Source organism: Ensifer sp. 1H6 (genome assembly GCF_001976035.1).
Lineage (GTDB): Bacteria > Pseudomonadota > Alphaproteobacteria > Rhizobiales > Rhizobiaceae > Ensifer > Ensifer canadensis.
On record NZ_MOAI01000007.1, the window covers coordinates 1 to 20802 of the forward strand.

Below are 20802 nucleotides of genomic sequence, written 5' to 3' on the forward strand. Positions count from 1 at the left end.
TGCATCCGCACGAGCATGGAGAGCTTCTCTTCTTCGCTAAATCTCGGCTTTCTTCCAACCATTTCCAGTTCCTGTATTCGAGAAACTGTCCGCTACTTAATATGTCTCAGTTGAGGGGTGCATTCCATCAATGTCCAGCTTTTGCGAAGCGCGCAGTTGGAAGAAGGAGCGCATGCGCGGTGTCATTTTCCTGGATCCTTATGGGATGGAGGTGAGCTGGGACACTGTTGCATCTATCGCTCGCACCGAAGCTCTCGACTGTTGGTACTTCTTCCCATTGTCAGGCTTGTACCGAAACGCTCCGAAGGATCCGCTAAAGCTCGACCAGGGCAAAATCGACGCTCTCAATCGCGTTTTCGGCACCGATAGCTGGAGGCAAGATTGGTACGCCAGCGAAGAGGCTTCGACGGACCTTCTTGGCGACCTTTTTAACCGAGAGAGGCGGATTGTCGACGCGGACAAGATTGAGGATTGGGTGCACGCAAGGCTCAAATCTGTCTTCAAGGGGACGGTTCTCAGGCCTCTTCGCCTAAAGCATCCGAACGGCGCGCCTATGGCTTCCCTTTTCTTCGCCGTATCGAACCCCAGCAAGGCTGCGGTAAAGGTCGCCAGCGATATAGCCCATCACATACTCAGGGCCGGCATCTGATCCCATGTTGTGCCCCGATAGGAGCGGCCAGTTGCCTTCTTGTTTACGCCACCCCACTGCTTGAAAAAGAATGCAGCGCCTGCGTCGGTACAAAGGTCGAAAATCTCATCGACCCATATAGGGTCGAGCGAACGAGCCTTCGGGCCAGACTCGCCACCAACAATCGCCCACTGAATACCGTCCAGACGACCACGGGCGACCGATCCGATAAGCGGCTCAAAGGAAACAAATCGGATCGCCGCCGGCACGTTGCGAAGATCGTCCAGGCGATGAAGAACGCGGCCATCCTCGACACTTGTCCCAAGCCAGACGTTGGGGAGCACAGCGAACCCTTCACTCAGGACTTCGACCATGCGATCCGGGCGCTTGGTGAGGATTTGGTAGGTGTGCCGGCGCGTCTGCGACATCGCTGACCAGACCTTGCGGATGAAATCAACCGGCACGTCGGGGTGGAATAAATCAGACATGGAATTGACGAAGACGTTTCTCGGTTTCGCCCACCCTGCGGGTACTGACAGCGCGTTGTCGTCTAAGTAAAGAGCGCCTGTCCATTTCGGCCGACCGCCACTCTTGCGCGTAAGACCCTTGTACTTCTCGAGGCCCATCGCTTCGAGGCGGGCCGCCATCCGCATCGCATAACAGTTCGTGCATCCGGCGCTCATGATGGAGCATCCCGCCACCGGGTTCCATGTCGCATCCGTCCATTCGATTGATGTGTCTGCCATGGCGCGCGTGTCTCCGAATCGAACTTAACCGGTAATTGAGAAATGATTAAGGAAGCGTGCTCCGACCGGACCATTCTGCCGGGTTTTCGTGTCCGCGATTCTAGCAGGGTTCGCACAACGCGCAACCAATAAGGTATTTTTTATACCCCCACCCCATTGACGTCTTAGGGTACAATATGTACCTTCATCTTATCAGCAAGGCGCTGACGAGAGGACGAAGCAAATGGGCACGATGGTCACGCGGTACCGGATTGAAGACGAGGTTGGCCGCGTTCTGACCGAAGACGGCTTCTTCTCCTACGACAGCGACGACGCTCTGGAATTCCGGTCGGAAGCGGCTGCGATCGAGGAGGCTTCCAGCTTCACCGGCACCAGCGTCGAGACCTTCCAGCGCTACTCCGCCGTCCCTGACCTGATCACTACCCGAATCTTTTCGATCGAAAGGAGCGCAGCATGACTGAAAACGAACGACTTCGCGCGGCGCTTCGCCAACAGGCAGCCTGGGTTCGCCATTGGCAGGAAGACTTCGCTTGTGGCCTCGCACCAACCTTTTCCAGCCTCGCTGACGCCGCAGAGCAAATCAGTGCGGCTCTGATCATCGGGCATAATGCCGCGCCGCATGCGCCACTGGTTGAGGGGGCGAACCTTCAATGACCCGCCCCGTCTCCTACGCCTGCGACCCGGCCGCCCGGTACTGCGAGTGCGGCCACTGCCGGCTTCCGCCGGCACGCAACATCGATCTGGACGCGATCGCCGAGTTCAACCGCGCGTCCTACGCCACAGCCTACTTCCTTCTCCTCCTGTGCGCCCTCCTCGCCTTCATGGCGATTGGGTTTGTGAACACGGAGGAAGTCCACCGCAAAATCGTAGCCGAGAGGACCATCTAAGATGGATGTCACGTCCACCACCACCGATCTGATCGTCACGTTGCCGGCGGTACCGAACGCCGCGACTTTCACGGACGAGGCGGAATTCGACAAGCTCTATTCCGCCATCCTTGAGAAGGTCGCCGAACACAAACCGGATGTCTCGTCGAAGAAGGGTCGCGACGAGATCAAATCGCTCGCCTTCAAGATTGCGAAGACGAAGGTCGCCCTGGACAGGCAGGGCCTCACACTCACCGGCGAGTGGCGCGAGAACACTAAGAAGGTGAACGCGACGCGCACCAAGATCGAGGAGCGCCTTGAAGCTCTACAGACGAGCATTCGCAAGCCGCTGACCGATTGGGAAGACGCGGAACAAGCTCGGGTCAACAAGCATCAAGCCGCGCTCGACCTCTTGCTGGCTCTCATCACCACGCCCCTCGGACTCCCGTCTGCGGACCTGAAAACCATGCTTATGGCGACCGAAGGCATAATCGTCGACGCTTCGTGGGAAGAGTTCGAAGATCGTGCTGCACTCGCCAAACAGGACGCTGTCGCCTCGCTCACCCGTCTGATCGACGTGGCAGTGAAACAGGAAGCCGATGCGGCCGAACTTGCTGCACTGCGCGCTGCCCAAGCTGAACGGGACCGGCAAGAAGCCGATCGACTTGCCTCGGAAGAAGCAGCCCGCGCCGAAGCGGTCAGGATTGAGCGCGAACGTTTGGCTGAAGAACAGCGCAAAGACGCTATTGCCCAGGCGGCCGCGTACGCCGCCGAACAGGCTGAGCGCGATGCCCAGGCCCGCATTGATGCGGCCGAGCAGGAAGCACGCGAAGCCAACGAACGCGCCGAGCGGGCAGCAGAGGCCGAGCGCCAGCGGATTGCTGACGAGCAGGCCGCCGAACTCGCCGAGCAGCTGCGCCGCGAAGCGGACATCGAGCATCGCCGCACGGTCAACAACACCGTCGTCAACGCCCTCGTCGCCTGCGCCGAGGTCAGCCCAGAGCAGGCCAAGAAGATCGTTGCCCACATGGTCAGCGGTCTGATCCCCAACATCACCTTCACCTACTGAGGAGCACGCCAGTGAACGCTGTAGCGAAGCATGAAATCGCAGCGCAGGACGAGACAAGGCTCGTCCCTGCCAATGACGCGCCCATGGTCGCCATGATCGAGCGCATCGCCATGGACCCGACTATCCCGATCGACCGGCTCGAACAGATGCTTGCGATGAAAGAGCGGATGGAAGACCGCAACCGGGAGATGGCCCGCGAAGACCGCGAGTATGAGGCGAAAACCGCCTACTTCTCCGCAATGTCGGCCTGCCAGAAAGAGCTCCCGGTCGTCACGAAGAACAAGCGCAACAGCCATACCAACTCGAACTATGCCGACCTGGCCGCGATCGAAGATCAGGCCATGCCGATCATCTACGCCCACGGCTTCGGCGTCTCGTTCCAGCCCGACGGCTATAACGACTTGGGGGAATTGCTGATCAAGTGGGAGATTTCGCATTCCGGCGGCTACGTCCGCAACGGTGTGGGCGCTATCCCGGTTGACGGCGCAGGCGCAAAGGGTGGCGTGAACAAGACCGGCACGCAGGCCTTCGGCAGCACTGCCACCTATGGCCGCCGCTATCTCCTCTGCATGCTCTTCAACATCAGCACCGGCGACGACAACGACGGGAACCGCCCCAAGGGACCGGCCGGCCCGGTGAGCGAAGAGCAGGCCACGCAGCTGCGCCAGAAGGTCGACGACGCGGGCGCCGATATCGAGCGCTTCTGCAAGCGCTGGCACATCGGAGCCATCCCCGAAATGCCTGCGGCAAAGTTCGACGAGGCCATGGCCTCACTCGATCGCTTTGCCCAGCAGAAAAAACAGCGCCAGACCGAGGAGCAGAACAATGGATGATATGGTTCAGGGTACTGCCGAATGGCACGCAATTCGCCTCGGTAAGGTGACCGCCTCGCGCGTCGCCGACGTCATCGCCAAGACGAAATCAGGCCCGTCAGCCTCCCGCGCGAAATACGCGGGCGAGCTGATCGCCGAACGCCTCACCGGCTCGCCTGCCGAACGCTTCAGCAATGCCGCTATGGCCTGGGGAACCGAGCAGGAGCCGGAAGCGCGAAAGACCTACGAGTTTTATCGCGACACCGACGTTGTCCAGGTGGCGTTCGTTTCTCACCCGGTGATCGGCGACAGCGGTGCATCTCCCGACGGCCTCGTCGATGTTGATGGGCTTCTGGAAATCAAGTGCCCGGAAACCCACACGCACATCGAAACCCTGCTGAACAAGGAAGTGCCGTCGAAATACGTCACCCAAATGATGTGGCAGATGGCGTGCACGGGCCGGAAGTGGTGCGATTTCGTCTCCTACGATCCGCGTTTGCCGGAATCGATGCGGTTTTTCTGCCGGCGTGTCCATCGCGACGATGCACTGATTGCCGATCTCGAGAAGGAGGTCGTCGCGTTCCTCAATGAGGTCCGCGGCAAGGTGATCGGGCTTCGCCGGCTCTATGAGGAGCCGAAAGCCGACGCGCCTGCAGAACTGCTCATGGCGGGCTGACCATGGCGAAGAAGGAGAAGCCCCCGCACATCGAAGCCGTGATGACGCCGCGCGGTCTCCGCGCGCACACGGCCGACGATGCCGAGAAGATGGCCGGGATACCGCAAGGGAAGGTTTTCGAGCTCGTCCCGGTATCGCAGCGCTCGAGCAAGCAGTTGCGCACCTACTGGAAGGCGCTTGGCCTCGTGGTCAAGGTCACGGGCAAGTGGGCTTCTCCTGAAAACCTGCACCGCGACATCAAGATGACACTCGGTTACCGCGAGCAGACCATCAATTTGCGGACCGGCGAAATCACCCTCGTTCCCGACAGTATCGCTCTCGACAAGATGGATCACGACGAGTTCTGCGCCTTCATGAACCAGGCGATGGAGCTGCTTGCCGATCACGTAGGGTTCGATCCGCTCGCGTTCCTTCAGGAGGCTGCGTGATGTCGAACCGACAGCAACGCCTAGCGGCTACTCTTCGGAAGCTCTTCGTCGAAGCGGGTCTTTTCGCGCGCCGGGTCGTCGTCGAGGATCTCCTCCTCGCTGTCTTCGGGCAAGGCGTCATCCGGGTCAACATTGGCCTCATCGCGGCTCGGAACCGGCGGCACGCGGCCCTGATCGGCCGGCGGATTGTCGGCATCGTGCAAAGGGGATCCGCCGGACCGGTCTGGCAACGGAATCATCTCGGGAGGGCTCGATGTCTAGTTCTGTTCCTTCGGATTGCTCATCATCTGACTCCTTTCCTGTGGAAAGTGAACCGGCAGCCATCGGTAATGTTCCGTATGGGGAGGCTCGCTAATGGCTTTTCGTATTGCGCACTCGTTCCGCCCGGACCCGACGCCGAAGCAGAAAGCGTCGAAGAATAAGGACTACCTCGCCTTCATTCACGAACTGCCTTGCTGTGTGACCGGTCGATACGGCGTCGAGGCCGCGCACCTGTCATTCGCCTCGCCCCGATACGGCCACTATGGCCGCGGCAAAGGCAGCAAGGTGTCCGACCGCTGGGCGTTGCCTCTGCACCAAGCCGAACACCGCCGCCAGCACGGCATGAACGAGGAGCGGTTCTGGTCGTCGATCGGGATCGACCCGCACCTTCTGGCGCTCGTCATCCACGGCATCTGGTCAGACCTCGGCGACGACGCCATTGCGTTCGCGACCGCCATTATCAACCAGACGCTGGCCGACGCCGGCGCACTCCGATCGAGGGACGAGGCATGACGGTTATCACCGATGAAATGAAGCTGGAAGCCACCCGAGCAATTCAGGATTGGCACCTATCGACCAGCGGATTCCCAATGAGCATCGACGAGGCGCTCCTCGTCGCGACCAATGTCGTCGATGCCGCCCTCTCCTCCCGCTTCGCTGAAGCAGACAAGCCGGTGGCCAGTACGCACGAGGAGCGTATCGCTCTGGCGACAGCGCTGACGTGGGACATCAACATCATCACGCCGGATGACGTGCGCGAAATCCTCGCAAGGCTTGCCGGCCTTGGTTTCGAGTTGCGCCGCCTCGCCGCCCCGTTGGCAGACAGCGAACCGGAAAACGTCCCGGATGGAGGACCATCGAAATGACTTGGGCTAGTGGTTTAGACGCGCAATCTCTTTTTCAGCGTCGAGAAGCTCTGCCTCCCAATACTCGAGGTCTTCTTCGGTCGCTGGCAAGGGCAAAGCGTTGGCTGCGTATGCATCCAGCATTGCTCGAGCCGTTTTCAATCGCGAAACGGCGAGATTTCTCAAAAGAGTTAGAACAGAATTGTTCTGGTCGTCCTCAGTCATGCGGTCCACTTCGATTCCGGTTCCCGTCACTCGCTCTGATAGAGGTCAAGGCGGAGCTAAACCCTACTCCCCATCCTCAATCAACCATTGTTTCCACACGGCAAGGCTCGCAAACACCTCAGTCGACGGCCAGTCGGGAGAAGGCTCGTATCGCCAGGTCAGATGCACTTGCGCATACGTCCGATCGGGGACTCGAAACAAGAAATCGTCTCGACCTTGCTTTCGGGCCAAAGCCTGCACCTGGACCCCGTGTAATACATGCGCTTCGCAAAGCTCTCGCCTTAGTTCGTTTTCAATTTGGGTCGCGCTCTCCCTTGAAAGGAAGTGCCAATCGGCCGGCAGATCATTCGTCATGCTCTACAACTAGCCGCAGGGGGTCGGGGAATGCAACTGCGCTCTCCCGCGCGCCGGAACACCTTTGGGTCATCAAACCGGACGAGACGCAGCCATGAAGCTCTATCTCTCGCTGAAGGCAGAATACTTCGAGGCCATCAAAGCCGGGAAGAAGACCGAAGAGTATCGAGAGGCAACCGAGTACTGGACAAACCGGCTCTGCGATCCGTGGTTTGGCGACAGCCTTATTCACAAGGAGTTCGACGGCATCGTTTTGACGCTGGGCTATCCCAAGGCCGGCGATCCTGAGCGCACACTTGAACTTCCGTGGCGCGGGTTCATGCGGAAGACGATCACCCATCCGCATTTCGGTCCCGAGCCCGTCGAAGTGTTCGCGATCGATGTCGCTGCCCTCGTAGCGCAAGGGGATCAGCCATGAGTAGCCTCGATTTATTCTCGAAGGAAACAACGTCCTCGGCGGTCATCTCTAGCTGTGGCGCCTATCGCTACCGCCTTGAACGGCTATGGGATGTCGGCCTGCCAAAGATCGCGTTCCTGATGCTCAACCCTTCCACGGCCGATGCCAACCAAGATGATCCGACCATTCGTCGATGCACCGGGTTTGCGAAGTCGTGGGGATTTGGCGGCCTGATCGTCGGGAATCTGTTCGCCTTACGCTCCACCGATCCGAAGGCGCTTTACGGCCATCCCGATCCTATCGGCCCCGAGAATGACCGGCACTTACTCGCAATAGCTCAGAGCTCCCGCAAGATCATTTGCGCATGGGGTACGCACGGCGCGTTTCGTGACCGTGGCCGGGAAGTAGCAGAACGCTTCGAGTTCTTCCCGCTTGCCGCGCTCAAGGTCACGGCAGACGGTCACCCGGGCCACCCGCTCTATGTCGCTGCCAGCACTCAGCCGAAGGAATACTTCGCGCCAGCCGCCCTCGCAACGCAAGGGGATCGGCCATGAGCACCCTCGATCTATCCAGCAACCCACTCCTCCTCAGTAGCGAGCAGGCAGCCAAGGCCCTGAACGTCTCGACCAAGACCTTGCGCGAATTCGTGAAGGCTGGCGATATAGCCTTTGTGCCGAGGGGAAAAGGCACTACTAAGCCCCGCCTCGGATTTCACATGGACGATATCAACGACTTCATAAAGAGCCGGAGAGACCGCGCGTGTCCGTCTACAAGCATGCCAAAAGTCCGTTCTACCAATACGACTTCCAAATCAACGGTCGTCGCTTTCTCGGATCTACAAAGGCTCGGAATAAGCAAAAAGCCCAAGAGATAGAACGGCAACTGAAGGCACAGGCCAAGAAGGACCTGGCCGACGAAGCGCGGACGGGCAACGTCCCCCTGACGATCGACCTTGCCGCCGGCCGGTATTACACCGAAGTCGGGCAGTACCACGCCTGCAGCGCCGACACCTATCGAGCGCTGGAACGGCTTGTAAGCTTCTTCGGGAAAGATAAGCGGCTGTCCGACATCACCGACGGCAATGTCACCGCGCTCACCACCTGGCGGCGACAGCAGCAGCGATGGGGCAAGAAGGAATACAAAGACAAGCGAGAGATGCCGACGGTATCGCCCGCCACCGTCAATCGCGACACAACCGCAGTTCTCAAGAAGCTTTTCACGCGGGCAAAACTGACGTGGAAGTATCATTTCCCGTCCGAACCGAATTGGAAGACCCACTGGCTGAAAGAAGCCGATGAAAGGGTGCGTGAGCTTCATTTGGAGGAAGGCCATAAACTGGACGAGGCAGTCAGGGCCGACTACGAGCCATGGCTAGAGTTTGCACGCATCACCGGTCTACGTCGCCGAGAAACGCTGATCAGATGGTCCGAGGTGAATTGGTTCGCAAAGCGCATCACCAAGTTGGGCAAAGGAAGCCGGAAGGTTACGACACCGATCACGCCTGAAGTTTGGGCCATCCTCGAGCCCCTAAAGGGCCACCACGATGAATGGGTTTTCACCTACGTCGCCAAACGCAATAGCAAGGGAAAGACCAAGGGCCAACGCTATCCGATCACGTATTCCGGATCGAAGTCCGAATGGCAGCGCACCCGCAAGCGTTCTGGGATCGAGGATTTCCGTTTTCACGACATTCGCCACGATGTCGCGACGAAAGTCCTTCGGGCGACTGGCAACCTTAAGCTAACGCAGAAGGTGCTGAACCACGCGAGCATGAAGACTACGGCTCGTTACGCACACGTACTGGACGAGGAAGTTGCGGACGCATTAGAGAAGGTCGCAAAATCCCGGAAAAAGTCCCGGACCAGCGGAACAGACGTCGCGTAACTCTCTGGAAAATAGGCGCAAAATCGGAAAGCGCGTCCATTCCTTCTAAGCAGGTTGTCGCAGGTTCGAATCCTGCAGGGGTCGCCACCACTTTTCCATCTAGTTGATACTCTTGGTCTTACCTGAAATTGGGTGCGACCAAAGACTGTGCGCCAACTGTTCTCACCTCGCCGCATGCTGTCGGCATAGGGCTAAGCTGGCGCGCCGCCAGGCGAGACAATCGATGAGGCCGACACGGCCGTCCCAATCAGCTGGGCGTCGACTACAGCGCACACGTTATCGAGGCGACCCTACATCGCGTCGCACCGACTCTCGGCTGGCGCTGAGCCGCAGCTGCTCGTTTCCTCATGCTGAACGATCGGGCGCTCAGGGAACTGGTGGCGGGTGCGCGATCCCCTGGTAGTAATCACCTTCACCGGGCCCCATGAACTCATTCGTATAGCGTTCGCGTTCGTCACCCAACGTCCGGGCCGGCGGACGGTAGTAACCGTAAGCGCCGTACATCGGCATCGGCTCCACATACACATTGCCCGTCGGCATGGGATCAACATAGACGCCGCCGGGTGCAGGCTCGTAATAGTAGTTGTCGGCAAAAGCCGGTGCGGTGTTCCCGGCCAAGGTGACGACAAATGCGACGCATGACATTTTCGTAGAAATTCTCATGGCGCTGCTCCTATCTCCGGTCGGGATTCAGTCCCACCTGACGAGATACCAGGCAGCCTCTGCCTGCGGGCTTACGCTGCCTGGTAAGAATAACGCTTGATCGCTGCAACCGTTCCACCAGGCAGTCGGTTTCGACACGCAGTCGGTCGACTTGAAGCCTGGATCGGCGATCCTAGAGCGTTTCCGATTTATGCGGAACCGCACAAACGCTCTATCTCTTTGTTTTTACGCATATCCTGACGGAAAACCCGCTTCGCACTTTTCCTGGAAATGCTCTAGACGAAGCGGCCGAATAAAGGCGACCGACGCACGACCCAATTGCTCCCTGGACGACCTTAGGCTGACTGGGCATGAGGTCGTCCAGTATCAGCGGCAAACCGTGACGAAAGAACGAACGTGAAGCGTTAAGCCGGTCGGGGCAGTCCGGCAGGACCCTGCACGACTGCAACGATGGCTAAGAATGCCACCACCCCGGCTATGCCAATAGCCACAGTCATCCAGATGGACGGCACGACGCCGATCCCGGCCATCGACATGGACATGGCGAGCGGCGCAATCGCCGACATCATCTGTTTGGCCGACGTGGCCCAGCCGAGACGACTGCCGTATCCCTTTGGTCCGAACAGTTCGAGCGGCAATGTCCCGCCGACAATGCTTGTCAGACCGGAGCCTAATCCGAAGCAGATAGCGAACATTACCGCTCCGGCCACCCACGGTGTCGTCATCAGGAGGATCGTCAAACCGATTGGCAGGAGCCCGGTCGCGATAACAGCCAGCCATTTCTGCGACAGTTCACGGCCGAAGAGCAGGTTGATCAAGCGACTTGCGACCTGAGCCGGACCGAACAGCGAGGCTACCAGGAGACCTGCGGCACCAAACCCGAGCGCTGTGTGAGCGGAACCATATGAACCAGGATCGCCGACAGCGCATAGCCTTCGATGGCAAAGCCAAGCAGCATGAGGGAGAATACAAGCGTTCCGTTCGCAAGTGGCCGGTGTTCGCCAACGGCCGCGACGGTACCCCTGGAAGCGAACACCGCAGTCGTCGTCAGCCGCGCCAGCGCCAAATGCACTGGAAGACAGACGAGGAGGTTCAACGCGGCAAAGAGCAGGTAGACTTCTCTCCAAGACAGAAAACCATGCAGCCAGGATGTCAGCGGCCAGAACAGCGAAGAGGCGAAACCAGCGATCAGTGTCAGGTGAACAATCGACTTCTGGGCTTTGTGTCCTCCAGTCTGAACGATAGCCGTGAAGGCAGTGGCATAGAGGACAGCGACAGAGACGATTTCGGTCAGCGCCAGTGCGACAGCGAAGGTGATTGGCCCGGTGGATACCGCCATCAAGACGAGTGTCGCGGAGGCTAACAGCGATCCTGCCGCCATCAATCGCCCCGCACCGATCCGGTCGGCAAGGTAGCCTGAGAGGGGTGCGGCAAGGCTGCCAACGAGCAGAGCCACCGAAAAGGCTCCGAAGACCCATTGCTGCGATTTGCCGATGTCTTCGGCGATTTCTGGCACCAGGATGCTGAAGGCATAATAGAGCGTGCCGTATCCGATAATTTGTGATGCGCCGAGGCCCGCCAGCGCCCATGTAGGAAGCTTCCGTCCTTCCATGATCACGCTCGCTCTTCTTCAACGACCGACGCCGAGCAACCACATCCGGACTTTCCCTCGGATTTGGCGGTCGCGTCGGCGACACAACAGGCATCCGTTTCTAAGGGCGCAGGTCCCCCACAGCATCCGGATGATGTGGCATTCACTGCGAGGTCGACAGAGCACACTCCTGTCTCGGGAAGGACAAGTTCGACCCGTCTGGCGGCGAGATGATCCCCTGCAAGCTCGGCGACCACGGAACGAACCTGTTCGTAGCCGGTCTTCATCAGGAATGTTGGAGCGCGGCCATAGGACTTCGAGCCGACGATGTAGAAATCCTTCTCCGGATGGGCCAATTCATCGACGCTGTGGGGCGGGACGGTACCGCAGGAATGAAGGTTCGGATCGATCAGTGGAGCCAGGGCTGGCGGGGCCTCCACGGCAGGATCGAGATCAATGCGGAGTTCTCGAAGAAACGATAGGTCAGGCCGGAAACCAGTCGTGACCACCACATGGTCGAGCGCCAGTGTGATAGGCTCTCCATTTGACACGGCTTCGACCACCACCCCTTCGCCTTCTGATTTCACACTTCTGGCAGCAAAGGACGTCAGCATTTTGAGGCGACCCTCGTCCATGGCCTTCTTCGCAGCCAACCCGAGGGCACCGCGCTCGGGTAGCTGGTCATTGAGACCGCCGCCAAGAAGGCGAGCTACACCATGGTGACGGAGCGCCCAGAAGATTTCAGTCGCAGGATCACTTTCCTGAAGTTCCAATAAGGCCAAGGCGACATTGATTGCGGAGTGACCACTTCCGACGACCAATGTTCGCTTGCCAACGAAGTCAGCCCGCCTGGTCCCGGCAACATCTGGAATGCCATAGGAGAGCCTGCCGGAGGCAATTTCACCAACAACAGGCAGCCCGTTGATCCCCATCGGGTTCGGTTGCGTCCATGTGCCGGATGCGTCGATAACGGCCTGTGCCTGGACGTCGTGCTCACCCGTTGCATCGTTGTAGCGGACCACGAAGGGCGCAGCCTCACGACCATTTGATGAGACCTTGTCAAACCCCGCACGCGTAATCGCCTTGACCGTAGCACTGAGTTTCAGGTTGTCAGCGATCTGAGGGATAGCAGATAGTGGAAGCAGATAGTTTTGAACGATCTCCCGACCCGTCGGCACACCATCTGCTCGTGGAGCGCTCCAGCCGTGGTCATCGAGCAATCGCCGCGCGGCATCGTCGATGTTGTATTTCCAGGGTGAGAACACGCGGACATGGCCCCAGTCAACAAGTGCTGAGCCGACGGAAGCCCCCCGTTCCAGGATAAGCGGTGTGATGCCTGCCTCGACCAGTCTCGCGGCAGCTGCGAGGCCAACAGGACCAGCACCAATCACTGCCACAGGAAGGTTACTATCTAAAGCCATCTGCATATCCTTTCGTATTTCTGGAAGTTTCGAAATTAGAGTGCGAAAAAAAGCCCTCAGGCTACGGTTTCGTCGGTCTGCTTTGAGCAAGCTGCGTCGGCGCAGCACTCATCGGCAAGGTAGCCAATCAGCGCGTTCATGTGCTTGTAGTTCGCGGTACAAATCAGTGTCGTCGCCTGACGATCCTGGATAACAAGGCCTGTATCGACGAGCCGCTTGAGGTGGTGTGAAAGGGTCGATGCCGGAATTTCCAGCTTCTCCTGCAGCTTCCCGACCGGCAGGCCATCTTCACCGGCACGCACAAGCGCACGGTAAATCTGAAGGCGGGTAACGTTGCCAATCGCTTCGAGCTGCGATGCTGCTTTTTCGATAATCATGGAAATAAGCTATGGCGAAAACCGCCTCCGGTCAAAGAGTATTTCGGCATTTGTGGAAATACGGTGCGCGTAGAAGTATACCGTCAATCTGGGTGCTCGTACCGCCCGCACCGGGCATGATGTTTTTAGTTGTTGGGCTCACGTGCCGTGCCAAGTAGAATCACCCTGTCTACTAAAGCAAGGAACGATGGTGCAGCTTCAATCGACCCTTACCTGTCCGCACTGCGGGCAAACGGCAACGGAAACGATGCCCGTCGACGCTTGCCAGTTTTTCTATGAATGTATCGGATGTGGCACGATGCTCCGGCCAAAAGCTGGTGACTGTTGTGTGTTCTGCTCCTACGGTGACGTACCTTGCCCGCCGGTCCAAGAAGACAGGCAAAATAGAACAGGATCGTGTTGCTCCGCCTCCTGATAGGTCTTCATCCCCTGGTGGAGCTTCGAACAAGGCGTTTGTTCAGATGGCCTTGAGCTGAACCCGCTTCTCCAGCTTCTCCGCATCCTCTTTCCGCTCACTGTAGCGGTCAGTGAGGTACGACGACGCATCTCGGGTAAGCCACGTAAACTTCACCAGCTCTTCGCAGACGTCGACGACGCGGTCGTAGTAGGACGACGGCCTCATCCGGCCATCGCCGTCAAACTCCTGGTAGGCCTTGGCAAATGAAGACTGGTTCGGGATCGTGATCATCCGCATCCAGCGACCGAGAATGCGCATCTGGTTGACCGCATTGAACGACTGGCTGCCGCCGGACACTTCCATGACCGCCAGCGTCTTGCCCTGAGTCGGTCGAACGGAGCCGAGGGAAAGCGGGATCCAGTCAATCTGGGCCTTCATGATGCCGGTCATCGCGCCATGTCGCTCCGGGCTGACCCAGACCTGGCCCTCGGACCACTCGGAAAGGTCGCGCAGTTCTTTCACCTTGGGATGGCTGATCGGCGCTTCATCGGGGAGTGGTAAGCCCTTGGGATCGAACACCTGTACCTCGCAGCCGAAGCGCTCCAGCAGGCGGCGAGCTTCGTGTGCCAGAAGACGGCTGTAGGAGATTTCCCGGAGTGAACCGTACAGGATCAGGATGCGCGGCTTGCGTGTCGAGAACGCGGGATGCAGCGCATCGAGATCGAGCATACACAAGTGTTCACTGGCGGCGGCAGGAAGTGTTTCAGACAATGCGCCGTCCCTTCTCATCGAGGACGCGCTCGCCATCCTCCTTCGTGAACGCACCCTTGTGAGTGTCTGGAAGGATATCGAGGACGAGTTCGGACGGACGGGAAAGACGGGTACCCATCGGCGTGATGACGAACGGACGGTTGATCAGGATCGGGTCCTTCAGCATGGCATCGAGCAACTGATCATCGGTCAGCTCCGGATTATCGAGGCCCAGTTCCGCATAGGGCGTGCCTTTCTCGCGGATCGCCTCACGGACCGTAAGCCCCGCATCGGTGATCGTCTGCGCGAGCCGGTCGCGTGTTGGAGGCGTGTTCACGTAGTCGATGACAGTCGGCTCGATACCCGCGTTGCGGATCATTTCCAGCGTGTTGCGCGACGTGCCGCAGGCCGGGTTGTGATAGATAGTGACGTCCATGATCATGCCCTTTCGGCAACGGCTTTTTCGACGATGGTGTTCTTGGCGACGGCAGTGCCTGCTTCGTACCAGCCCTTCGAGCGGTTCACGATCCAGACGACGGACAGCATCACCGGGACCTCGATGAGGACCCCAACGACGGTTGCCAGCGCAGCACCCGACTGGAAGCCGAACAGGCTGATGGCCGCCGCGACCGCGAGTTCGAAGAAGTTTGATGCCCCAATCAGTGCGGACGGTCCCGCAACGCAATGCTGTTCGCCAGTCATCCGGTTCAAAAGGTATGCCAGGCCGGAATTGAAGTAGACCTGAATCAGGATCGGAACTGCAAGCAGTGCGATAATCGTCGGCTGGGCGGTAATCTGTTCACCCTGGAAGCCGAACAGCAGGACCAAGGTTGCCAGAAGCGCCAAGAGCGACAGAGGCTGCAGCTTGGTGAGAAGCCCATCGAGAGCCCTCGTCGTGCCGTCGGCCATCAACATCTTGCGAAGGACCTGCGAGATCGCCACAGGGATCAGGATGTAGAGCGCGACCGAGATCGTCAGCGTGTCCCAAGGGACCGTGATTGCCGACAGTCCGAGGAGTAGGCCGACAATCGGCGCGAACGCGACAATCATGATGGCGTCGTTGAGTGCGACCTGGGAAAGCGTGAAATGCGGCTCACCCTTTGTCAGGTTCGACCAGACGAAGACCATGGCCGTGCACGGCGCTGCGGCGAGAATGATCAGGCCCGCGATATAGGAGTCGATCTGGTCTTCGGGCAGCCACGAACGAAACAGGTAGCCTACGAACAGCCAACCGAGCAGCGCCATTGAGAACGGCTTGACCGCCCAGTTGATGAACAGGGTGACGCCGATCCCGCGCCAGTAGCTGCCGACCTTAGACAATGATCCGAAGTCGATCCTCAGCAGCATGGGGATAACCATCAACCATATCAGGACGGCGACGGGGATGTTCACCTTGGCGATTTCCGCTGCCCCGACGACCAGGAAGACGCCTGGCATCAGATGACCAAGCGCGATGCCGACAACAATGCAGAGAAACACCCAGACGGTAAGGTAACGTTCAAACGTCGACATCAGCTTGCCTTTTCCTGAGGCTGCGTGGAGCCTTCCATCCTGCCGATCTGGCGCAGGTGCTGTTCGAGGGCGAGCTTGTCGATGGAGGAATGCGGCAGGCTGAGAAACGCCGATATGCGGTTCTTGACGAACCTTGCAGCTTGAGCGAAGGCCTTTTGCACCTCGACTTCTGTCCCTTCGACGACTGCCGGGTCTTCGACACCCCAATGTGCGGTCATGGGATGGCCAATCCACACAGGGCACGCTTCGCCTGCTGCGCTGTCGCAGACGGTGAAGATGAAGTCCATCTGCGGTGCGCCTGGCTCAGCGAAGACGTCCCAGCTTTTCGAGGAAAACCCCGTGGACGGATAACCGAGTGCGTCTAGCTCCCTGATGGCGTGAGGATTGACCTCGCCCTTTGGATTGCTGCCCGCGGAGTAGGCGCGGAAGCTGCCCTTGCCCTCGGCGTTGAGGATGGACTCGGCAAGAATAGAGCGAGCGGAATTGCCCGTGCACAAGAAGAGCACGTTATAAACACGTTCAGACATTGGAGCTGTCCCTAGTGGTGTTGGTCCGACTTTAGAAAAATAAAGCCAGTCATGCGCTCACTCCCACGGGTGGGCAGCACGGCATGAGTTCGGCAATCAAAGGGGTGCAAATCTCCGCATTGCCGCCACAGCAGTCCTTGATCAGGAACAGTGTCAGTTCGCGGAACACATCGAGCTTTGCACGGTAGATGATTGAACGGCTGTGGCGCTCACCGGAGATCAAGCCAGCCTGTGTCAGCGTTTTGAGATGCGCAGACATGGTGTTTTGCGGCACGTCGACGATCTTCGCCAACTCGCCAACGGGCAGCCCGTCAGGCTCATGTTTGACGAGCAGCCGGAACGTGTCCAGACGAGTGCTCTGTGCGAGTGCGCCCAGCGCAGTGATGGCTTCCAAGTTATCCATATATCCAACCTATTGGATATATGGATACGAGTCAACGCGTTCTTCGAACTTTGAGCGCCTAGTACCTCTTAACAAGAATTTCTATGCCGGCACGACAGCCCGGCCTTCCCGACTGGGTCATCCGGTGTCCGACGGCACATAGAAAAACTCAATCAGAGAAACTCGTCCTCACACGCCCACGACAAATCCAAAAACGCGACTATCACAAATACTACTACTTCCCGTAGCAACAATATTCGGCTAGGACGGTTGCGCAACAAATTGCGCTGCCTTTTCCTGGAGTTCCGCTTTGCCTTTGTAAACCCCGGTCTCGCTTGTTTCACCACGTACGCCCGATAGCGATCGTCGCTGTCGGATCGCAACTCAATGCGTTCGTCGAGGTGACGGTTCGAGACCGGAATGGCATTGCCGACCTGTCGCCGCACAATTGCTTGTGCGGATCGAACCATCACCAACAACGCTGCCAGACCGCGTCCCCTGAACGGGTGCTCAAACCGTCGTCTTGATGGACTTCCAATCGGAAGAACCAGACGACATGTCTCACACATACCTGTTCCAGTGGACCATCAAACCCAAAATCGCGCCGCGTCCCTGGCTCGCCTGCAACCGTTGCCGAGCAGCACGTCCATTCGAGCCGAGCGGCAAGACACGGCTCAATGCCAATGGTCGGCGGCTGGATGCCTGGCTGATCTATCGCTGCTGCAGTTGCGACAGCACCTGGAACCGCCCCATCTTCGAACGCCGCCACATCCGCGATATCGATCCGCACACGCTCAACGCGCTTCAGACCAATGACGAAGCCTGGATCGAGAAGGTCTCTTTCGATCTCGACGGGTTGCGCCGGGATGCGGGGCAGATCGAGGAGTTTTCCGAGGTTCATGTGCAAAAGACGATTCTGAACCCGGCCGCCGAATCATCCCCGCCTCTGGAGATCGTTCTTGACCTGGCGATGAAAACATCGCTGCGAACGGAGCGGTTGCTATCCATGGAACTCGGCCTATCACGCAAGCGTATCGCCATACTTGAAGAGGCAGGCCGCCTCTCCACAGCACCATCGGGCAAGAACGCTCTACGGCGACCGGTGAAGGATGAAATGCGCATCACCATCGATCTTGCCGGCGAAGCCGATCGTAATGCAATCCTCAGCCGCGCCGGGCCTTAGCCGAAGATTGGCTGGGGTCTCGGCCCCGATCAAAGCGTGAAGAGCACGATGACGACAGCAAAGAGGGCTCCGTGCCATCGGCGCCCTCTCCTCGCATTCACAATCTTTAGAACTTTACGCCGATGCCGACGGTGAATTGATGCTGGTCGAAATCGACGTTGTAGCCGCCGACATCCTTGTCGCCATAGTCGTTGTAGCGATATTCGGCCCGACCGAACAGGCTGTCGGTGAAGGCGTAGTCGACACCGGCACCGATCGTCCAGCCATTGAAGGTTTCCTTTTCCTTGGAAACCCCAGGCACATCGACAAAGCCGCGCGTAATCGCCCAGCCGCTGGTCGCATAGACAAGTGCCTTGTCGTTGACGACGTAACCCAGACGGCCGCGGACGGAACCGGATACATCGGTTCCGGCTTCCGGAGAGGCGCCGAAGATATCGAAGGTCTTGTCGTTCCAGTTATAGCTGACATCGCCTTCGATACCGTAGACCCAATCGCCTTGTTGGTAGTTGAAGCCGGCGAAGGCACCGAGAAGGCCGCCATTGAAATCCTGTGAAGCGCTTCCGCCCGGCGTACTGAAATCGCCATTAAGCCAGCCGCCACCACCCTGTAGACCGACATAACCGCCGGTCCAGACAAAGGTAGGCGCTGCTTCCACGAGGGGCGCCGGCTCGAGGTTTTCGGTCAGATCGGCGGCCGATGCCGCGGGCGCGAAGGCGGCCGCAGCAATGATTGCAACAAGCACATGCCTGATCATCACAGATGCCTCCTGTTGGTCCGATAGAAAGACTACCAACTTATGTAGGGCGCGTCTGCCGAAAAGGCTCGCTGCAGTGCAAGAATAATGAATTGCGCTTTTAAATCAGCTGGTTGGAAACCGTTAACCGGGCCACGTCGGACACCGTGCCCTGCATCATCAGTTACCGACGATACGAGCGCCTTCCAGCCGATCACCCGGCTTGATGCCGAGCCGTTTGACGGTTCCGGCATTGAGTTCCAGCACATAGGCCACCGGCTCACGCGAATCGATGATCGCCTCGGAAAACGGCACGGCATCCTGATGGATCGTCCGCACAGTACCGCTCTTGTCGATGAACAGCATGTCGAGCGCCAGATAGGTGTTCTTCATCCACATCATCACCCGACGGGTATCACCGAAATCGAACAACATTCCGTGATCGGGTGCCATTGAGCGCCGAAACATCAGCCCCTGCTCCCGCTGATCGGCATCGATGGCAAGCTCGACCGTGAACTCATGGATCTTGTTGTCGGCCGTCACCAGCCGCATCCGGTCGCTGGTGAATTGCGCTTCCGCTAGCGCAAAGGCTGCAAACAGTAGCGCCGACAAAAAAAAGCGCCGTGGCGGCGCTTCTTGCAGAAAAGGTTCGAGCCATCGACATCAGTGCGAACGGCTTGTCGGTGTTGGGCCATCGGGATGGATCTCGGCCGCCATCAAGCCCTTTTCACCGTCGCCGAAGCGCACGAGAACCACTTGGCCGGGGCGCAGTTCCGTCAGACCGAAACGGCGCAACGTTTCCATATGAACGAAGATATCCTCCGTGCCCTCGCCGCGCGTCAAGAAGCCGAAGCCCTTGGTCCGGTTGAACCACTTGACCAAGACACGTTCGAGGCCGCTCGTCGGCGTTACCTGCACGTGGGTTCTGATCGGCGGCAGTTGCGAGGGATGAATGGCCGTCGACTGATCCATCGACAGAATGCGGAAGGCCTGGTAGCCACGGTCGCGCTTCTGGATGAGAGCCACGACGCGGGCCCCTTCGAGCACCGTCTGATAGCCGTCGCGCCGCAGGCAGGTCACGTGCACCAGCACATCCTGCATGCCGTTATCAGGCACGATGAAGCCAAACCCCTTGGCGACATCGAACCATTTGATCACGCCGGTGATTTCGACGAGGTCGAGGGCGTCGCTGCCAAAGTCGTCATCATGCATGACGTCTTTTGAAGATGTCCTATCCGCCATTCTCTCCCAGCCCCTCGTTTACGCGCGACTACCGACTACGGTTAACTGATTCTTATTGACCAGAATAACATCGTCCCGCCGCTGGTGCGCAAGACCCTCGGCGTATTTTGGCCTGGATCCAATGTAGGGACGCAGCCTTGCCTCTGGCTTGCTGGCAGATAAGTATACGCCATCTTCTTCGAAACAGGGACATTGCAATGCGTTATCTGCACACGATGGTTCGCGTCAAAAATCTGGACGAGGCCTTGAACTTCTATTGCACGCTTTTCGGCCTCAGCGAAATCCGTCGCTACGAGAACGAGAAGGGCCGCTTCACGCTTGTCTTCCTGGCCGCCCCAGGCGATCTCGACCGGGCAAAGGGCGAACTCTCGCCGTGCCTCGAACTCACCTACAATTGGGACAGCGAAGATTATACAGGCGGTCGCAACTTCGGTCACCTGGCCTATGAGGTGGATGACATTTATGGCTTCTGCCAGCACCTGATGGACAACGGCGTAACCATTAACCGCCCGCCACGCGATGGGCACATGGCCTTTGTGCGCTCACCCGACGGTATTTCGATCGAGATCCTGCAGAAGGGCGAGAACCTGGCGGCGCAGGAGCCCTGGGCGTCCATGGCCAACACCGGCGCCTGGTAAGCCTCGCGCAATTCTGGCCGCCGATGATTGACGTCTGCAGCCGGGAGTTTCGGCTTGGCACAGTCGAGTCGCGGATCCGTTGAATTGACGAATGATCCGGGGCCCGGCATCGACACCGGGCCTTCGCATGCTTGGCGCATGTGGGCTCAAGGTTAGCGCCAGTTTACAAATCACGTATCGTTCAGTAACTTTCCG

31 protein-coding genes and 2 pseudogenes are annotated in these 20802 nt (G+C 58.7%); 17 read left to right on the forward strand and 16 right to left on the reverse strand.

Annotated features, from left to right (window positions below; all coding sequences use genetic code 11):
- The first annotated feature begins 130 nt into the window (after positions 1-130).
- Positions 131-649, forward strand: a complete 519-nt coding sequence (gene tcmP, locus BKP54_RS09995; RefSeq protein ID WP_084814376.1) for a three-Cys-motif partner protein TcmP — start codon at positions 131-133, stop codon at positions 647-649.
- Here tcmP and BKP54_RS10000 read toward each other — a convergent pair.
- Positions 625-1374, reverse strand: a complete 750-nt coding sequence (locus tag BKP54_RS10000; protein ID WP_084814377.1) for a DUF5131 family protein — start codon at positions 1372-1374, stop codon at positions 625-627. The genes tcmP and BKP54_RS10000 overlap by 25 nt on opposite strands.
- A gap of 223 nt (positions 1375-1597) precedes the next feature.
- Between BKP54_RS10000 and BKP54_RS10005 the strand changes: the two genes are divergently transcribed.
- From BKP54_RS10005 to BKP54_RS10035, 7 genes are all read left to right on the forward strand, one after another.
- The gene (locus BKP54_RS10005; RefSeq protein ID WP_084814378.1) at positions 1598-1831 is read left to right on the forward strand and encodes a hypothetical protein; all 234 of its coding nucleotides are present in this window, start codon (positions 1598-1600) and stop codon (positions 1829-1831) included.
- Positions 1828-2028: a hypothetical protein gene (locus BKP54_RS10010; RefSeq protein WP_084814379.1), complete on the forward strand. Its 201-nt coding sequence runs from the start codon at positions 1828-1830 to the stop codon at positions 2026-2028. The genes BKP54_RS10005 and BKP54_RS10010 overlap by 4 nt, the downstream gene beginning before the upstream one ends.
- A complete protein-coding gene (locus tag BKP54_RS10015) occupies positions 2025-2261 on the forward strand; it encodes a hypothetical protein (RefSeq protein WP_084814380.1) in 237 nt (78 codons plus the stop codon). Before BKP54_RS10010 ends, BKP54_RS10015 begins: the two co-directional genes overlap by 4 nt.
- Position 2262: 1 nt before the next feature.
- Positions 2263-3309, forward strand: a complete 1047-nt coding sequence (locus tag BKP54_RS10020; protein ID WP_084814381.1) for a hypothetical protein — start codon at positions 2263-2265, stop codon at positions 3307-3309.
- Positions 3310-3401: 92 nt separating this feature from the next.
- On the forward strand, positions 3402-4142 hold the full coding sequence (locus BKP54_RS10025) for an ERF family protein (protein ID WP_245317813.1): 741 nt from the start codon (positions 3402-3404) through the stop codon (positions 4140-4142).
- A complete protein-coding gene (locus BKP54_RS10030) occupies positions 4135-4797 on the forward strand; it encodes a lambda exonuclease family protein (RefSeq protein WP_084814383.1) in 663 nt (220 codons plus the stop codon). The genes BKP54_RS10025 and BKP54_RS10030 overlap by 8 nt, the downstream gene beginning before the upstream one ends.
- A gap of 2 nt (positions 4798-4799) precedes the next feature.
- Positions 4800-5225, forward strand: coding sequence for a hypothetical protein (locus tag BKP54_RS10035; RefSeq protein ID WP_084814384.1), 426 nt, complete (start codon positions 4800-4802; stop codon positions 5223-5225).
- Positions 5226-5245: 20 nt separating this feature from the next.
- On the opposite strand, the gene BKP54_RS10040 is transcribed toward BKP54_RS10035, so the two are convergent.
- Complete coding sequence (locus BKP54_RS10040) at positions 5246-5428, reverse strand: hypothetical protein (RefSeq protein ID WP_084814385.1); 183 nt, start codon at positions 5426-5428, stop codon at positions 5246-5248.
- 151 nt (positions 5429-5579) lie between these two features.
- Here BKP54_RS10040 and BKP54_RS10045 point away from each other — a divergent pair, with 151 nt between their 5' ends.
- Positions 5580-5999 (forward strand): DUF968 domain-containing protein, encoded by a 420-nt coding sequence (locus BKP54_RS10045; RefSeq protein ID WP_084814386.1) that lies wholly within the window; start codon positions 5580-5582, stop codon positions 5997-5999.
- Positions 5996-6352 carry a hypothetical protein gene (locus tag BKP54_RS10050; RefSeq protein ID WP_084814387.1) on the forward strand — a complete coding sequence of 119 codons (357 nt, stop codon included), beginning with the start codon at positions 5996-5998 and terminating at the stop codon, positions 6350-6352. Before BKP54_RS10045 ends, BKP54_RS10050 begins: the two co-directional genes overlap by 4 nt.
- Positions 6353-6358: 6 nt before the next feature.
- Here BKP54_RS10050 and BKP54_RS34975 read toward each other — a convergent pair whose 3' ends face one another.
- Positions 6359-6556: a hypothetical protein gene (locus tag BKP54_RS34975; RefSeq protein WP_128090393.1), complete on the reverse strand. Its 198-nt coding sequence runs from the start codon at positions 6554-6556 to the stop codon at positions 6359-6361.
- Between the two features lie 448 nt (positions 6557-7004).
- Between BKP54_RS34975 and BKP54_RS10060 the strand changes: the two genes are divergently transcribed.
- The 4 genes and pseudogenes from BKP54_RS10060 to BKP54_RS34980 form a co-directional block, all read left to right on the forward strand.
- The gene (locus BKP54_RS10060; protein ID WP_084814389.1) at positions 7005-7328 is read left to right on the forward strand and encodes an ASCH domain-containing protein; all 324 of its coding nucleotides are present in this window, start codon (positions 7005-7007) and stop codon (positions 7326-7328) included.
- A complete protein-coding gene (locus tag BKP54_RS10065; RefSeq protein WP_084814390.1) occupies positions 7325-7861 on the forward strand; it encodes a DUF1643 domain-containing protein in 537 nt (178 codons plus the stop codon). The genes BKP54_RS10060 and BKP54_RS10065 overlap by 4 nt, the downstream gene beginning before the upstream one ends.
- A gap of 205 nt (positions 7862-8066) precedes the next feature.
- Positions 8067-9191: a site-specific integrase gene (locus tag BKP54_RS10075; protein WP_025426898.1), complete on the forward strand. Its 1125-nt coding sequence runs from the start codon at positions 8067-8069 to the stop codon at positions 9189-9191.
- Positions 9192-9433: 242 nt separating this feature from the next.
- Positions 9434-9517: pseudogene (locus BKP54_RS34980) on the forward strand (flavin-dependent oxidoreductase); the annotation flags it as partial.
- 40 nt (positions 9518-9557) lie between these two features.
- On the opposite strand, the gene BKP54_RS10080 reads toward BKP54_RS34980, so the two are convergent.
- The 5 genes from BKP54_RS10080 to BKP54_RS10095 form a co-directional block, all read right to left on the reverse strand.
- On the reverse strand, positions 9558-9854 hold the full coding sequence (locus BKP54_RS10080; RefSeq protein WP_025426897.1) for a hypothetical protein: 297 nt from the start codon (positions 9852-9854) through the stop codon (positions 9558-9560).
- A gap of 404 nt (positions 9855-10258) precedes the next feature.
- Positions 10259-10672 (reverse strand): hypothetical protein, encoded by a 414-nt coding sequence (locus BKP54_RS36430; RefSeq protein ID WP_245317814.1) that lies wholly within the window; start codon positions 10670-10672, stop codon positions 10259-10261.
- Between the two features lie 35 nt (positions 10673-10707).
- On the reverse strand, positions 10708-11466 hold the full coding sequence (locus BKP54_RS36435) for an MFS transporter (RefSeq protein ID WP_245317815.1): 759 nt from the start codon (positions 11464-11466) through the stop codon (positions 10708-10710).
- Positions 11467-11468: 2 nt separating this feature from the next.
- Positions 11469-12866: an FAD-dependent oxidoreductase gene (locus BKP54_RS10090; protein ID WP_025426895.1), complete on the reverse strand. Its 1398-nt coding sequence runs from the start codon at positions 12864-12866 to the stop codon at positions 11469-11471.
- A 56-nt stretch (positions 12867-12922) separates the two neighbouring features.
- On the reverse strand, positions 12923-13243 hold the full coding sequence (locus tag BKP54_RS10095) for a metalloregulator ArsR/SmtB family transcription factor (RefSeq protein WP_025426894.1): 321 nt from the start codon (positions 13241-13243) through the stop codon (positions 12923-12925).
- 190 nt (positions 13244-13433) lie between these two features.
- Here BKP54_RS10095 and BKP54_RS36440 point away from each other — a divergent pair, with 190 nt between their 5' ends.
- Positions 13434-13658: a GDCCVxC domain-containing (seleno)protein gene (locus tag BKP54_RS36440; protein WP_239637575.1), complete on the forward strand. Its 225-nt coding sequence runs from the start codon at positions 13434-13436 to the stop codon at positions 13656-13658.
- Between the two features lie 42 nt (positions 13659-13700).
- On the opposite strand, the gene arsH is transcribed toward BKP54_RS36440, so the two are convergent.
- The 5 genes from arsH to BKP54_RS10125 are packed head-to-tail and all read right to left on the reverse strand — an operon-like array spanning position 13701 to position 16832.
- Positions 13701-14429 (reverse strand): arsenical resistance protein ArsH, encoded by a 729-nt coding sequence (gene arsH, locus BKP54_RS10105; RefSeq protein WP_025426893.1) that lies wholly within the window; start codon positions 14427-14429, stop codon positions 13701-13703.
- Positions 14404-14832 (reverse strand): arsenate reductase (glutaredoxin), encoded by a 429-nt coding sequence (gene arsC, locus BKP54_RS10110; RefSeq protein WP_225906175.1) that lies wholly within the window; start codon positions 14830-14832, stop codon positions 14404-14406. Before arsC ends, arsH begins: the two co-directional genes overlap by 26 nt.
- A complete protein-coding gene (arsB, locus tag BKP54_RS10115; protein WP_057205006.1) occupies positions 14829-15902 on the reverse strand; it encodes an ACR3 family arsenite efflux transporter in 1074 nt (357 codons plus the stop codon). Before arsB ends, arsC begins: the two co-directional genes overlap by 4 nt.
- Positions 15902-16429: an arsenate reductase ArsC gene (locus BKP54_RS10120; RefSeq protein WP_025426890.1), complete on the reverse strand. Its 528-nt coding sequence runs from the start codon at positions 16427-16429 to the stop codon at positions 15902-15904. Before BKP54_RS10120 ends, arsB begins: the two co-directional genes overlap by 1 nt.
- Before the next feature lie 49 nt (positions 16430-16478).
- The gene (locus BKP54_RS10125) at positions 16479-16832 is read right to left on the reverse strand and encodes a metalloregulator ArsR/SmtB family transcription factor (protein WP_025426889.1); all 354 of its coding nucleotides are present in this window, start codon (positions 16830-16832) and stop codon (positions 16479-16481) included.
- A gap of 535 nt (positions 16833-17367) precedes the next feature.
- On the opposite strand from BKP54_RS10125, the gene BKP54_RS10130 reads away from it, so the two are divergent.
- Positions 17368-17994: a DUF1062 domain-containing protein gene (locus tag BKP54_RS10130; RefSeq protein WP_084814392.1), complete on the forward strand. Its 627-nt coding sequence runs from the start codon at positions 17368-17370 to the stop codon at positions 17992-17994.
- A 106-nt stretch (positions 17995-18100) separates the two neighbouring features.
- On the opposite strand, the gene BKP54_RS10135 is transcribed toward BKP54_RS10130, so the two are convergent.
- The 3 genes and pseudogenes from BKP54_RS10135 to BKP54_RS10145 all read right to left on the reverse strand — a co-directional run bounded on the left by BKP54_RS10135 (position 18101) and on the right by BKP54_RS10145 (position 19969).
- On the reverse strand, positions 18101-18748 hold the full coding sequence (locus BKP54_RS10135; RefSeq protein ID WP_084814393.1) for an outer membrane protein: 648 nt from the start codon (positions 18746-18748) through the stop codon (positions 18101-18103).
- A 159-nt stretch (positions 18749-18907) separates the two neighbouring features.
- Positions 18908-19391: pseudogene (locus tag BKP54_RS10140) on the reverse strand (DUF192 domain-containing protein).
- The gene (locus BKP54_RS10145; protein ID WP_025426885.1) at positions 19391-19969 is read right to left on the reverse strand and encodes a cold-shock protein; all 579 of its coding nucleotides are present in this window, start codon (positions 19967-19969) and stop codon (positions 19391-19393) included. Before BKP54_RS10145 ends, BKP54_RS10140 begins: the two are co-directional and overlap by 1 nt.
- Positions 19970-20166: 197 nt before the next feature.
- On the opposite strand from BKP54_RS10145, the gene BKP54_RS10150 reads away from it, so the two are divergent.
- Positions 20167-20607 carry a VOC family protein gene (locus tag BKP54_RS10150; RefSeq protein ID WP_025426884.1) on the forward strand — a complete coding sequence of 147 codons (441 nt, stop codon included), beginning with the start codon at positions 20167-20169 and terminating at the stop codon, positions 20605-20607.
- Positions 20608-20802 lie beyond the last annotated feature (195 nt).

Excerpts from the sequence above, each read along its gene's own strand:
- BKP54_RS10000 (WP_084814377.1), bottom strand. The coding sequence starts at position 1,374 with ATGGCAGACACATCAATCGAATGGACGGATGCGACATGGAACCCGGTG.
- BKP54_RS10025 (WP_245317813.1), top strand. The coding sequence starts at position 3,402 with ATGATCGAGCGCATCGCCATGGACCCGACTATCCCGATCGACCGGCTC.
- BKP54_RS10060 (WP_084814389.1), top strand. The coding sequence starts at position 7,005 with ATGAAGCTCTATCTCTCGCTGAAGGCAGAATACTTCGAGGCCATCAAA.
- BKP54_RS10030 (WP_084814383.1), top strand. The coding sequence starts at position 4,135 with ATGGATGATATGGTTCAGGGTACTGCCGAATGGCACGCAATTCGCCTC.
- BKP54_RS10020 (WP_084814381.1), top strand. The coding sequence starts at position 2,263 with ATGGATGTCACGTCCACCACCACCGATCTGATCGTCACGTTGCCGGCG.
- BKP54_RS10135 (WP_084814393.1), bottom strand. The coding sequence starts at position 18,748 with ATGATCAGGCATGTGCTTGTTGCAATCATTGCTGCGGCCGCCTTCGCG.
- BKP54_RS10130 (WP_084814392.1), top strand. The coding sequence starts at position 17,368 with ATGTCTCACACATACCTGTTCCAGTGGACCATCAAACCCAAAATCGCG.
- BKP54_RS36435 (WP_245317815.1), bottom strand. The coding sequence starts at position 11,466 with ATGGAAGGACGGAAGCTTCCTACATGGGCGCTGGCGGGCCTCGGCGCA.
- BKP54_RS10050 (WP_084814387.1), top strand. The coding sequence starts at position 5,996 with ATGACGGTTATCACCGATGAAATGAAGCTGGAAGCCACCCGAGCAATT.
- BKP54_RS10035 (WP_084814384.1), top strand. The coding sequence starts at position 4,800 with ATGGCGAAGAAGGAGAAGCCCCCGCACATCGAAGCCGTGATGACGCCG.
- BKP54_RS10080 (WP_025426897.1), bottom strand. The coding sequence starts at position 9,854 with ATGAGAATTTCTACGAAAATGTCATGCGTCGCATTTGTCGTCACCTTG.
- BKP54_RS10145 (WP_025426885.1), bottom strand. The coding sequence starts at position 19,969 with ATGGCGGATAGGACATCTTCAAAAGACGTCATGCATGATGACGACTTT.
- tcmP (WP_084814376.1), top strand. The coding sequence starts at position 131 with ATGTCCAGCTTTTGCGAAGCGCGCAGTTGGAAGAAGGAGCGCATGCGC.
- BKP54_RS10005 (WP_084814378.1), top strand. The coding sequence starts at position 1,598 with ATGGGCACGATGGTCACGCGGTACCGGATTGAAGACGAGGTTGGCCGC.
- BKP54_RS10015 (WP_084814380.1), top strand. The coding sequence starts at position 2,025 with ATGACCCGCCCCGTCTCCTACGCCTGCGACCCGGCCGCCCGGTACTGC.
- BKP54_RS10010 (WP_084814379.1), top strand. The coding sequence starts at position 1,828 with ATGACTGAAAACGAACGACTTCGCGCGGCGCTTCGCCAACAGGCAGCC.
- BKP54_RS34975 (WP_128090393.1), bottom strand. The coding sequence starts at position 6,556 with ATGACTGAGGACGACCAGAACAATTCTGTTCTAACTCTTTTGAGAAAT.
- BKP54_RS10090 (WP_025426895.1), bottom strand. The coding sequence starts at position 12,866 with ATGGCTTTAGATAGTAACCTTCCTGTGGCAGTGATTGGTGCTGGTCCT.
- BKP54_RS10065 (WP_084814390.1), top strand. The coding sequence starts at position 7,325 with ATGAGTAGCCTCGATTTATTCTCGAAGGAAACAACGTCCTCGGCGGTC.
- BKP54_RS10150 (WP_025426884.1), top strand. The coding sequence starts at position 20,167 with ATGCGTTATCTGCACACGATGGTTCGCGTCAAAAATCTGGACGAGGCC.
- BKP54_RS10125 (WP_025426889.1), bottom strand. The coding sequence starts at position 16,832 with ATGGATAACTTGGAAGCCATCACTGCGCTGGGCGCACTCGCACAGAGC.
- arsH (WP_025426893.1), bottom strand. The coding sequence starts at position 14,429 with ATGAGAAGGGACGGCGCATTGTCTGAAACACTTCCTGCCGCCGCCAGT.
- BKP54_RS10095 (WP_025426894.1), bottom strand. The coding sequence starts at position 13,243 with ATGATTATCGAAAAAGCAGCATCGCAGCTCGAAGCGATTGGCAACGTT.
- BKP54_RS10120 (WP_025426890.1), bottom strand. The coding sequence starts at position 16,429 with ATGTCTGAACGTGTTTATAACGTGCTCTTCTTGTGCACGGGCAATTCC.
- BKP54_RS10045 (WP_084814386.1), top strand. The coding sequence starts at position 5,580 with ATGGCTTTTCGTATTGCGCACTCGTTCCGCCCGGACCCGACGCCGAAG.
- arsB (WP_057205006.1), bottom strand. The coding sequence starts at position 15,902 with ATGTCGACGTTTGAACGTTACCTTACCGTCTGGGTGTTTCTCTGCATT.
- arsC (WP_225906175.1), bottom strand. The coding sequence starts at position 14,832 with ATGATCATGGACGTCACTATCTATCACAACCCGGCCTGCGGCACGTCG.